The sequence below is a fragment of the Sphingobacterium olei genome, assembly GCF_005048855.1.
GTDB classification, from domain to species: domain Bacteria; phylum Bacteroidota; class Bacteroidia; order Sphingobacteriales; family Sphingobacteriaceae; genus Sphingobacterium; species Sphingobacterium olei.
The window spans coordinates 249744-262325 of sequence record NZ_SUME01000008.1; the positions used below are offsets into that span (position 1 = coordinate 249744).

Here is a 12582-nt window from a genome sequence, read left to right on the forward strand (position 1 = left end):
GTCTATTCATGCTTGATCACGTCTTCAAAGCTTTTTAGAATCTTGTCATCTTTAAATATATAAAATGACACGTTTAAGCTAGCGTTATCTAAACAGTCAAGGATACAAAAACCTTGCTTGTTATATTTATATTTTAGTGTCTTGCCCGAATGTATGAATGAGGTTTTCGATCCAGATCCACTTACAATCTGTCTAAAATTTTTATCAACAATATATTGTAGGCCATGATCATGTCCGGATACAAAAATTACGTTCTTATGATTCTCTACAGCGGTACTAATATCTCGAATAAGATTCTTATACGTTGGATGACTTAAATCTTCCGGACTCTTAAAAACGGTTGAACGAAGAACCGGGTAAACGGATCCGAGTACGGGAAGGGGTAAATAGAAGTTTTTCCATTTTCTCGTTAACGGGAAAATATGATCTTTCCAGGAAAACCTGACAGCATGCTCACCAAAAGAACGCATCGGATGATGTGACAAGATCAATACCGTCTTGTCTTCGGTATCGCCTACTCCCGTAGCTATACTATCGAGAAACTGCACCCTTACCTTTCCATTCAGCGCGGAGTCTAGATTGTCGTGATAAGGAAAGAGCCAGTATTCGCTGTCGTATAGTATAACGGTAATCTTGTCAGAAACCGATTCTATATATGGCCCAGGAATTCCCGCTTCGGGGATAAATCTCAATGCGGCATCATGTTGTCCATTTATAAAGTCTGCCTGCAATTTTAATTTTTCTAGCCCATTCGGCCCAGATTTGTCCCAATCATGATTTCCTGCGATAAAGGTAACAGGTAGCCCTACCTGACGAAACGCTGTATACTGCGAACGTAATATCGCACTGCTTTCCTGTGCTTCATCGTCTGTGATACCCATGCCCGATGGGTAGATGTTATCGCCCAGAAAAAAGACAGAAGTTTTACCAGGTAGCGCAAATTTAGATGCTTCAGTAATTAAATTATCCTGCTGCTTGTTCATCTCACCTGCATCCCCAAACAGGATCAACCGGTGTTCGATCTGCTGGCCAAATCCCGAAAACCAAAAACAAATATATAACGGAAACAAAAATCTCATTGGCTGCGCGGGTTAAATTGATAAATCTTTCCTCCATCCAAATTACCCGCTTCGCTGCTTATAAAAAGATTGTCATTGCTATCAAATGCTATTCCTTCGGGCTGCTCAAAATCTTTACGCGAAAATCGAATCACTTCCTTCGGCTTAAACTCGTCATCCATTACCAATAATATCCTGTCAATGGAAGATATGATGTACCATTCATTCGTAGAATTTTTTTTGGTCATGGCCGAAGGTTTAATGCTTCTTCCGATCTTAGAATCTAGGTTCGAAATAGCCTTTAAATCAATTGTAAATTGCCTGTAAATTTCCAAATTCCCCTGCTCATCCATATTTAAGACATGGCCGCTAAGTTGATTTGTTTTCTTATCTGCCTTACATTCCTTACATAGCACATATAGGGTTTTGTCTAACGGATTTATTGCTAATGATTCGTATTCTCCCTTGGGTAATAGACCTTTAAATTCTTTCACGCGGATATCTTTATTCTCATAATCGAATGGAAACGTATATAAGTCTCCATTGCTCTTCAATACGTAAAAGAATTTCCCATCGGTGGCTACATCTTCATAATCACCTGGTTTTGCAAAGTCAAACGTCGACACGATCTCTTTTTTTGAAAGATGATATCTAAAAAGAGTACCCTGCTCATCTTGAATAGCATAAATAATATCAGACTTGTCCGGCTGAAAGGTAATTCCTGAGATTTCCTTAAGAACAGCAGGCATCCGATAGAAAACTTCCGGGTTTAATACATAGGGAAACTCCGACGATTTTTGATCCGCATCCTTAACGTTTGCACTGCTTTGGGGCTGACAGGTGTAAAAGCAGATCAGAGATCCAAATAGACATACTATAGTACTAAACTTTTTCATATGTATAGTAAAAATTATTATTCTTTGATTACAGCAAAACTGAAAGCTATAACGGAGATAATCAAACCGAACATAAAAATTCCATAAGCATAGCGCAATAAACGATATTTTCGACCCAGTGCAACGCCTTGCGAATATACATCTTTTGTCAGCATACCGTAAAGCAACTCACTATCAAGCATAGTCTTACCCATACCTTGTTCGTAATCGTTAAAATTCATCCGATAAAAATTACCAAAAAATAACAGGTTAACTTTCTTTTTAACTACGTCGTCGGCTTTAAACATTCCGTTGGGTATTTTCGGAATGGTGGATAAAATTGCAAATATCATAGTTAATACAACCACAGCCATTAAGAAGATAGTTGGAAAGGTGAGGTGTTGATCATTATCCAACCTTCGTAACAACACAGCTACCACCATGGAGAGGATAATAGAATTTACTGTAAGCAAAATATTAGCCTTATTATCGGCCATATCGCTCAACCGTTGATTATTCGAAGACGTTATTCGAAACATGGTTTCAATACCTCGTTCGGGCTTTTTCAATTGCTCTTCGTTAAATTTCGACTTTTTATTCTTCTTTAATAGGTTATCTAAGTTTTTTTGCTTTGTTGCATTCAACTTCGTGTTTGCATAGTCAGTGTGGTAACGGTGATTCTGAAGCAAAAGGATGGTCATTTCTCTCCAGGCGTTTTTGCTTATCTTCTCTCCACGCACTTCCTCCGCTTCTTGGTGCATCAATTTGTTGCGTGCTTCAAAAGATTCATCACCTAAATGGAATAAGTCGGCATCACACAAGATACTCTCCAATAGGTTCGAAGGCGACTGTGGCATTTTGGTCGACAAAATACAACTATTTATCTGCGATTGGAAAATCTCTGGCACGCCTGTGCCTTCTAAAAACTCGTTTGCCAATTGCGCACTGCGCACTTCATGTCCACTACTACCGCCAAGGAAATAACCTAAATCATGAAAGTAGGCGCTGCAGCGTACCACAAACCGGTCTGCTTCTGAAAGATTATAGTGATTAGACATCTCCTCTACAGCCTGCACAACTGCATCCGTATGTGTCTTGTCATGAAAGCAATATCCACTACAATACTTTTCAAAATAGCGTTTTGTATATATCTCTGCCTTCAATATTGTTTCACTAAAATTCATAACGATACTTTTTTAGATAGTTATATTATATACTATAGAATTAGGTGTCTATTATTATTCTTGCAATATACCACATATCGTAAATAAATAAAACAAACTATTGTTGTAAAAAACGCGAAGGGTTAACTGCTGGTAGAGGCAAACTAACTCAAAATTTCATCCGCTGTATACGAACGGCATTCAATATTGCAATCAATGAAACCCCCACATCTGCAAAAACCGCCTCCCACATAGTCGCCAGTCCGCCTGCTCCCAGTATCAGTACAATTGCCTTTATTCCAAATGCCAGGGAAATATTTTGCCAAACTACTTTTTTAGTCTGCTTGCCTATATTGATGGCCATCGGAATTTTTGAAGGCTTGTCATCCTGAATAACGATATCAGCAGTTTCAATCGTAGCGTCACTTCCCAAGCCGCCCATGGCGATACCGACATCGCTCAGTGCCACAACGGGGGCATCATTCACCCCGTCACCAACAAAAGCTACCGTTCCACCATTCGATTTAATCTCTTTTAATTTATTGACTTTGTCTTCGGGCAATAGGTCTCCAAATGCATGATCAATACCTAATTGCGCGGCGACATGCTTCACTACTGTTGATTTATCACCGCTGAGCATCGTGGCCTTGACGCCCAATTGATGTAATTTGCGGATCGTTTCCGCTGAATCGGATTTGATGCTATCGGCAATAGTGATATAGCCCACGAATTTTCCTCCGTAGGCTATGGCTATCACAGTATAGACAATGGTGCCCGGATCAACATCATACGCAATCGAAAATTTATCCATCAGTTTATAATTCCCTACCAGTATTTCCTTTCCGTTTATTGTTGCTTTTAGTCCATGTCCCGCAATTTCTTCTATATCATTCAAGATAATATTTGGATCCGTATCACCCACATGTTGATGAATGGCACTCGCTACTGGATGAGTGCTATTATTTTCCAGAACATTGACCATATTCAGGATTTCATTTTTATCGACTTGCGGTTGCAGTACCACTTCCTGCACCACAAATACGCCTTCGGTCATGGTGCCTGTTTTGTCCATCACTACATTTTTTATCGTAGCCAAAACATCTAAGAAATTGCTGCCCTTGAACAAAATTCCATTCTTGCTTGCCGCCCCGATCCCGCCAAAATAACCCAACGGAATACTGATGACCAACGCACATGGACAGGAAATAACGAGAAATACCAGTGCCCGGTAAAGCCAATCCTTAAATTCATAATCGTCAACAAAAACAATGGGTAACAAACAAATAGCCAGGGCTAGAACCACGACAATTGGGGTATAAATTTTAGCGAATTTACGGATGAATAATTCGGTCGGTGCTTTTTGTGTAGTTGCATTCTGTACCAGTTCCAAAATTTTGGAAAGTTTGCTATCGGTATATGCTGTGGTTACTTCGACCTGCGAAACGGTGTGGAGGTTTATCATTCCCGCCAATACAGTTTCCCCTTTTGCTTTGCTATCGGGTTTACTTTCTCCAGTAAGTGCTGCCGTGTTGAATGATGCACTCTCCGATAAAAGCTTTCCGTCCAGTCCCAGTTTCTCTCCGGGCTTTAACTGTATAATTTCCCCGATATCGACCGTTTCTGCTTTAACGACTTTCGGCTGATTTTCCCGTAAAACGGTTACTGTATCAGGTCGCTGATCCAACAGGGATTTGATGTTCCCTTTTGCCCGCTGTACCGCTAATGTCTGAAAGACTTCGCCTACAGAATAAAAGAGCATTACCGCTACACCTTCGGGATATTCGCCTATTGCAAATGCACCGATGGTAGCAATACCCATCAAAAAAAATTCGGAAAATATTTCGCCCTTGGCAATGCTTTCTACCGCTTCCTTCAGGACAGGGAAACCAACTGGAGCATAGGCCACAATGTACCATGTAATACGAAACCAACCGGTGAACCAGTCGGCTTGTACGTAATTATCCAGTACAATGGCAGTAAGTAAAAGAAAAAGGGATATAATCGCGGGCAAAAATAGCCGAAAAGGACTTTTCCCAACTGTTCCGTGGTCGTGATCATGGTCATGGTCATGGTCATGATCACGACCTTCAGGGTGTTTTTCCAATAGTTTTTCCGCACCTGCTTGGCTGTAGATCTTTTCTTCCAGTGTACAACAAAGCTGTTTGCCCTGTGCATCATATTTATGTTGATGTTCCATTTTATGCGCTGTTTTATATCCGTATATCTACTATAACAATTTTCTCTTACAAAGATCTGTTTATTATTGATGCAATACTATTGCAAACTCTAACGTACCAAATGTTTGCCCGCTTTTTTTCGAACGAAGCGCTTTGAGACGGATTCTATCCTGATTACAGAAAAAAATTATTTGGCCAGCCTTATACCGGTGAACTTCCACTGCAGTCCTTGCTGAATCTACCGTTAAGCTACCAAATGCATGTAGGTCGGGTGGCATTCCGATACAAAGTCGCTAGATTGTTACCAACTTCTTGGTACGGGGTTGGTAGCTTTTTGGTAAGTCGTTGTTCTGACTTTCTTCTGCCTTGCTTCTCCTTTACTTCTACCTTTCTTCTGCATTTCCGGGATCCCGCCCCGATCGTTCTCCGATCACGCTCTGATCATCATCGGAGAACGAAGCCGTAACGAAGCCACAATGAAGCCGTGACGGTCGGAGGCAGGCCGAACTTGGTAGGTACCTGATAGGGTGTTGTCCCGAAGCTGTTACGGCTCTGGTACGGAGAAATTAAAGCTACTCAAAGTATTGGAGACTAAAGTAGAATATTTATGAAATGTAACCAAAGTGCCGATCCCGTGGCATAACCTAAAACTTCATTAGCCTGCAACAAAATATTTTCACCGATTTCTTTTCTGCATTCACCGAATAATTTGGCACGCTGGTCTAACCGCCATTTGCTAGTGGCGAGTTCTTCCCTACTTTTGATTCAAATAATACGACATAATAACTTTTAAAACATCATCTACAAAATGAAAAACATCATCTCAACTATCGCAACGGCTCTCATTTTAATCTCATCATTCAGCTCATTTGCTGCAGAGAGAGCAAACCCATTAAAGAACATGAACAGCAAGGGGATCATTGCCGTGTACCTGGATGCTGCAGCACTGGGTAACACAGAATTTAATCAACATCTCTTTGCAAAAGATTTCGAATACTACAATTCAGCCAACGAAGGCAAGCACAGTAAAAAAGCTTACACCAAATTCTTAAAACAAAATAAGGGGCTGCAGTACAACTGCAAAACGACATACCAAATACTAGACGAAAGCGGTAACTCGTGCGTAGCTAAAGCTACTATGGAGTTTGTTGACTTTACCCGTGTAGACCATATCACGCTTTGCCAGACAAAAGACGGCTGGCAGGTAAGTAAAGTGGTAACGACATACCCTTAAAAATTCTAAAACATTAAAACAATGACGTGGAATTTTTGATAAACAGCTAAAAACTATTTAATGTCAGAAAAAAAAATCGGATTTTAAATTGTATCATGGTGTAACAACGAATTCATATTGTTTTCCTGCTTTGGCACTGAAATCCCATAATTCTGTATCCGGTGTTTCATACTGCTCCACAGTAGCCTTTAACGACGTTAAAGGTTCTTTTATCGAGTTTACAGTATAAAACAGGTTTGGATTTTCATTTGCGGCTTTGTTTAGGGACACATTTCCAGATAGCACAGTCCCTTTTGCCAATCGTAAACGACAGTTTCCACTCAGATTCGACTTTACCACTAAGCGCGTCAACACACCCTCCTTCCATTCTATATCCACCACGAATCCGCCACGTGCACGTAATCCGGTTATCTTGCCGGTCGGAAGTGCATCGGGAAGTGCCGGCAAGATATAAATACTGCCATCGTACGACTGCAAGAGCATTTCAGCAATACCGGCCGTGCATCCAAAATTTCCATCAATCTGAAATGGGGGGTGAGCATCCAGCAAATTTGGGTAAGTTCCTCCACCTTGGCCCTGTTCCCCTTCCGGGGGGCTTAGCTGATCTTGAATAAGTTTATACGCTTGATTACCATCTAACAACCTTGCCCACCAATTGACCTTCCAGCCCATAGACCAGCCTGTCGATTTATCACCCCTGTACAACATAGAGTTTTTAGCTGCCTGGGTCAGCTCCGGGTGACGAAACGGAGAGATCTGCCCTGCTGGATACAAACCATAAAGGTGTGAAATATGCCTGTGTTTATCCGTTTTACTATCTAGATCTGTCAGCCACTCCTGTAATTGGTTGTGCTGGCCAATCTGCATCGGAGGCAATTTATCACGCATCACTTTTATCGAATCCGTTAAGGTTCGATCCTTACCCAGTATGTTAGCCGCTGCAATAAAGTTGTTAAATACATCAAATACCAATTGATTGTCCATGGTTGTTCCCGCAGAAATGCCTACGCTTCCAGTCATATACGAATTCTCGGGAGATATAGACGGTGTGACTATCATCCATTTTCCCGAAGGATCGGGCTGTAAAACATCCAAATAGAACAAGGCCTTGCCTTTTAACACTTCAAAATAGTCTTTCAAGAATTTCTTATCACCACTGTAAAGATAATGCTGCCATAGGTGTTGCGTGAGCCAAGCGCCACCCATCGGCCACATACCATAGTAGCCGCCGTCGACAACTCCCGTAATTCGCCAGAGATCCGTATTGTGGTGCATGTTCCATCCGCGTACACCATACATTTCCTTCGCGCTCTCCTGCCCTGTTATGGCCAGATCTTTTAGCATAGCAAAAAGTGGCTCATGCATTTCCTGTAAGTTAGTAACTTCTGCCGGCCAGTAGTTCATTTCCGTATTAATGTTGACGGTATATTTACTATCCCAAGGTGGCGATAGTTTATCATTCCATATCCCCTGCAAATTTGCCGGCTGACCTCCTGGCTGCGACGAGCTGATCAATAGGTATCGGCCAAATTGGAAGTACAAAGCTACCAAATGTGGATCATGTGATGCTGTAAACTCCTTAACACGGACATCTGTCGTCTTTTCTGCCTGTGGGCTTTTGCCAAGATCTAAATTGACACGATTAAAAAAATGTTGGTAACGCTTGGTATGTTTCGCAAGTGCATCGGCATATTTCACCTTTAACGCTTTACTTAAGATATTCTGCGCATTACGGACTGCATTTCCCGAGAGGTCATTATATTTTTTGAAGTTGGTACCGATCGAGATAAATAAGACAACTTCATCCGCCCCACGTATTTCGAGGTTATCCCCATTTACAATCAATTCACCACCTTTTAATACCGGTTGAACGATACCGTTGAATTTCACCTTGCCTACCTTACGATCGACTGCACTGGTTGTGCCGGACAAAGAAAGCTGTTCGCCTTCTTGCGAAACATTGGCCGACTTGTGCGGCGAGCTGAGTCCAATGGTAAAGGAAAGACTATTCTTCGCATCGGCACTCAGTTTCAAAACCACGACATCATCCGCAAATGAAGCGAATACTTCCCTATGGTAGGTAACACCGGCAACTTGGTAGGCGGTTCGTGCTACGGCGTTTTCGATATCCAGCTCCCGCCGATAGTTGCTAAAGTCTTCATGTTCTGGAAAGGCAAGCCAAAGGCTGCCAAAAGTCTGATAAGGCATACCGTAATCTAAATCCTTAGGCGCTGCGCGGGGAAAAGTCGCATTGGAAAGTTCCTGTGCCTCCCTGGCCTTACCCTGATTCAACAGCGATCTTATTTCCTTTATTTTGGTTGCAGTATTCTTTGGCACGTTATTTCCTGGTTCACCTGCCCAAATGGTTTCTTCATTCAGCTGAAGTTGTTCTTTTGCAGGGTCTCCAAATACCATTGCCCCTAAACGCCCATTTCCAATTGGTAAAGCCTCATTCCAGTCTGATGCTGGTTTATCATAAAAAAGCTTCAGTTCCTGTTTCTGAGCGGTTAAAAAACAGAAAGGTACTATCGCCAAAGTAGCTATCAGCAAAGTTTTTAAAACAAGTTTCTTCATTATATTTTGGTTGAATTTTACGTATCGTTAATCAATTTGCACCGCGCTGCTCCGAGCGCCATGGTCTAACTTTATCTGTTTAATATCAAATTTGGCATTTTTAAACCGCAGATTATTTGATTCAGCGCCATTTACTTCTAGCACTTGAGAAACATCAGGATCGTAATCGAGTTGATCAAAAAACAAACCTTTGGCATTTTCTACATATATCAATCGATTAGATTTATCGGTATGAAAGGTCGCGTTGTCGATCGAAACGTGTTGTGCATCTTTAATCTCAACGCCCCTATCAGCCGTTAAAAACAAGTTGCTCATCCGAATATTTTGAATGGGCATCTCAGGAAGCCCTCGCATAAAAACGCCGATCGCAGCCCCGTTGCAGGTAACACGATCGATAAATACATTTCTAATCTGCGGGGTTTCTACCGTTACCTCAGGTACTACTTGCACTTCATTCGCCTGTGGAGGTTTGGTCCAATAATACATATCAAAAAAGATAGCTTCTTGTACGATGTTAGACATATTTATGTTTCGGATGTGGATGTTTTCAACAATACCTCCCCGACCCCGGGTAGTCTTAAACCGGATACCTTTGTCTGTCCCCATAAAGGTACAGTCTTCAACAAAAATATCCCGTGCACCACCCGACATCTCGCTACCTACAACAAAACCGCCATGTCCCAGATAAACTTTGCTTCTCCGAATGATAACTTGTTCTGTTGGTATGTTTCTCTTTCTTCCCTCTTCATCTTTTCCTGATTTGATACATATGGCATCATCACCGACATCGAATACACAATTCTCTATAAGTACCCTTGCACAGGATTCGATATCTACGCCATCCCCATTTTGCGCGTAATCGGGATTCTTAACAAGAACGTTCCGAAGGGTAAGATCCTGACACATGAGGGGATGTAGATTCCATGCCGGAGAATTTTGAAATGTAATTCCTTCCAATAACACTTTTTTGCAGTTGGTCAAAACGACAAGGTTTGGCCTTAGATAATCTTTAATATCCTCAAAGTCTGACAGTTTACCGCCGTCCGCCAACAGTACCGAACGCTTTTCTTCGTGTGCCAGCTTCGTCTTTTCCGATGGAAACCAGGTTTTTCCGTCATCACTTACTAATCCTCCAGATGCTATTTTCTCACGCCATTCCCCTTCGGTCAACGCGTTTCTTCCTACCATACGCCAAGCGTCTCCGTTTCCGTCGATTGTTCCTTTTCCGGTGATGGCGATATTCTCCAGATCCCGACCGCTAATAGGCGACTGATTTCGAGCGGAAGGTTTGCCTTCATAATTGCCCTCTATTATTTCATATTGACTAAAATCAGCTGTAAATTGTACGAATGCATTATCTGCAAGATGCAGATTTACATTGCTTTTTAATTCAATGGGTCCGGATAACCAATAACCTGCGGGAATCAAAACCACTCCTCCGCCCCGGCCATTACAGGCAGATATTGCATCGTTGATATTTTTCGTATTTAACGTATGCCCATCAGGACTTGCACCAAAAGTTCTGATATCAATGGTATCCTTCTTAAATTGCGGTTGGGCGACCTGCGGCAGATTTGTCCAACTAAATGAGCTTGCTGCTTGAGGCGTAACGGATTGTGCGTATAGGTCGTCCGAAAGGCATAAAACAACTAATGTTGCAATACCGGTAAGTACAGTTTTTTTGAAATTAAAGAATATCATTATTAAAAATTATGTATTAACTAGATTGATGTGTTGTATATCTTCTTATTCGATCACATTGCTATTTATATATGATCAGATTTGATTTGCCGTAATATGTTGTACTAAACTATTCAGGTAGCATTCCAGATACGTATACCCTTCTTTGTTGAGGTCTTCGGCCTTTTTGCCAGGATGGTGCTCTTCTAGCCATCCATCAGGAATCCCATTGCCATCAGTATCCATAACAGCTACTCCAGATTGTAGTATTGGCCACGCAGACCAACTCTTATCTTTTGCATTAGGATTTAGATCTTCTTGGGAATCAAGGAGTCCTTTCCGTGGATAATTTTTGCTCTTCCATTCCCCTCCTTTACCATTGTGCCGACTTTTGCCTATAAATTGAGCGCTACCTGTTGCTGTCTCCCGTACAATCCGCTGGTCAATGGCATCTCTATAAATGGAACAACCTGCGTGTGCTAACACCTTTTCGTAGGCAGTCTGTGCGTTGTGTGTTTGTATAGTATGCACCACGAGCGGTTTTTCTAGTTTGATTCCAGCCATAGTTTGATTTCCCTGAATGGTTACTCCTAACCAATTATCAGCAGAAATAGTGGGGTTATGATCAAGCACATTTCCGTTAATGTAATATTTTCCCCAAACTCCTATAATGGATTTGAAATAGCCATTTTCACCGCTCGCATTTAAGGCTACTATCCGATCCTTAACACGTTTCTCCGTTCCAGGTCCTGGTTTATAATAATTGTTTATGATATTGATATGCATTGCCTCACCTCCATATGCTCCGTTACCATTCCAATTGTAGAACACATTATTCCGTACATCAGTCGTATCTTTTCCTGCGTATTTAGCGCCGGGCCCATAACGAGGCGTACGGCTGTCATGATGAGCCAACAAATTATGGTGAAAAGTAGCTCGCAATCCACCCCAAATGGCACCGTAACCGTGAGGCCCCTTAGAATGTCCTGACAAACGCAAACTCTCAGAAATAATGCACCATTGCATAGTAAAGTTCTCATTGTCGTAGAAAGACGAGCACTCATCGGTACTCCAGCTGATCGAACAGTGATCGAGTATGACGTTGGTATTTTGACGTCCACTAAACGCATCCGCTCCATCAGACTCTTTAGTAGATAAATAACGATCTCCCATTCGAAAGCGTAAAAAACGTATGATTATATTATCCGCAGCCAACGTAACCGGGAAGCCCGCTAAACATATGCCATCTCCAGGTGCAGATTGACCTGCAATAGTTACGTTTCCATTTCTAATTGATAGGCTGCTCTTTAAATAAATGGTACCTCCGGTTTTGAATAGAATAGTGCGTGGTTCGGTCTGATTAATGCACCAACGAAAAGATCCTTGCCTCGTCTGTAGATCCCCAATTTCATTATCTTCTAAGGTGTTTACGTAGTAAACAGAACCACCCCTCCCACCTGTTGCATACATACCGCCACCTTCTGCTCCGGGGAAAGAAGTAACCGCTTGCGCGAATAGCGCTGAAATAGATAGGAATAAACCTATGATGACTAAAAAAGATTGTTTCATATCGTTCATATTATCGATCCAATAATATACTGGTCATAATAAATGGACCTACGGCTTTCGGGTCGTTGTCTCGTACCAGTTCAGAAATATAATAGGCAAAACTACCGTCGCGATAGTTCTTGTCGCCACCTAATCCCGCCACGGAGCAGCAGCTCGTTATACTCCAAGTTCCGTCCTTTTCTGTCTTGGTAAAATGTTGGATAAATTGTTCATAAGCTTCCTCTCCTTTCCTTAGGAAGCTTTGGTCTAAAT

General features: G+C 41.8%; 9 protein-coding genes. 1 reads left to right on the top strand and 8 read right to left on the bottom strand.

Annotation, left to right across the window (positions count from 1 at the left end; genetic code table 11):
* Window positions 1–2: 2 nt before the first annotated feature.
* The 4 genes from FAZ15_RS18545 to FAZ15_RS18560 all read right to left on the bottom strand — a co-directional run bounded on the left by FAZ15_RS18545 (window position 3) and on the right by FAZ15_RS18560 (window position 5293).
* Window positions 3–1079, bottom strand: a complete 1077-nt coding sequence (locus tag FAZ15_RS18545) for a metallophosphoesterase (protein ID WP_136902800.1) — start codon at window positions 1077–1079, stop codon at window positions 3–5.
* Window positions 1076–1954, bottom strand: coding sequence for an SdiA-regulated domain-containing protein (locus tag FAZ15_RS18550; RefSeq protein WP_136902801.1), 879 nt, complete (start codon window positions 1952–1954; stop codon window positions 1076–1078). Before FAZ15_RS18550 ends, FAZ15_RS18545 begins: the two co-directional genes overlap by 4 nt.
* Before the next feature lie 17 nt (window positions 1955–1971).
* Window positions 1972–3117, bottom strand: coding sequence for a Pycsar system effector family protein (locus tag FAZ15_RS18555; RefSeq protein WP_136902802.1), 1146 nt, complete (start codon window positions 3115–3117; stop codon window positions 1972–1974).
* Between the two features lie 148 nt (window positions 3118–3265).
* Window positions 3266–5293, bottom strand: coding sequence for a heavy metal translocating P-type ATPase (locus FAZ15_RS18560; RefSeq protein ID WP_136902803.1), 2028 nt, complete (start codon window positions 5291–5293; stop codon window positions 3266–3268).
* Between the two features lie 788 nt (window positions 5294–6081).
* On the opposite strand from FAZ15_RS18560, the gene FAZ15_RS18565 reads away from it, so the two are divergent.
* A complete protein-coding gene (locus FAZ15_RS18565) occupies window positions 6082–6507 on the top strand; it encodes a nuclear transport factor 2 family protein (protein ID WP_136902804.1) in 426 nt (141 codons plus the stop codon).
* A gap of 93 nt (window positions 6508–6600) precedes the next feature.
* On the opposite strand, the gene FAZ15_RS18570 is transcribed toward FAZ15_RS18565, so the two are convergent.
* From FAZ15_RS18570 to FAZ15_RS18585, 4 genes are all read right to left on the bottom strand, one after another.
* Entirely contained in the window at window positions 6601–9081 is a 2481-nt protein-coding gene (locus tag FAZ15_RS18570) for a glycoside hydrolase family 95 protein (protein ID WP_136902805.1), read from the bottom strand.
* 27 nt (window positions 9082–9108) lie between these two features.
* Window positions 9109–10782, bottom strand: a complete 1674-nt coding sequence (locus FAZ15_RS18575) for a glycoside hydrolase family 28 protein (RefSeq protein ID WP_136902806.1) — start codon at window positions 10780–10782, stop codon at window positions 9109–9111.
* 75 nt (window positions 10783–10857) lie between these two features.
* Entirely contained in the window at window positions 10858–12330 is a 1473-nt protein-coding gene (locus tag FAZ15_RS18580; RefSeq protein WP_136902807.1) for a pectate lyase family protein, read from the bottom strand.
* A 10-nt stretch (window positions 12331–12340) separates the two neighbouring features.
* A partial coding sequence (locus FAZ15_RS18585) for a glycoside hydrolase family 88 protein (protein ID WP_202912453.1) occupies window positions 12341–12582 on the bottom strand: 242 nt, incomplete at its 5' end.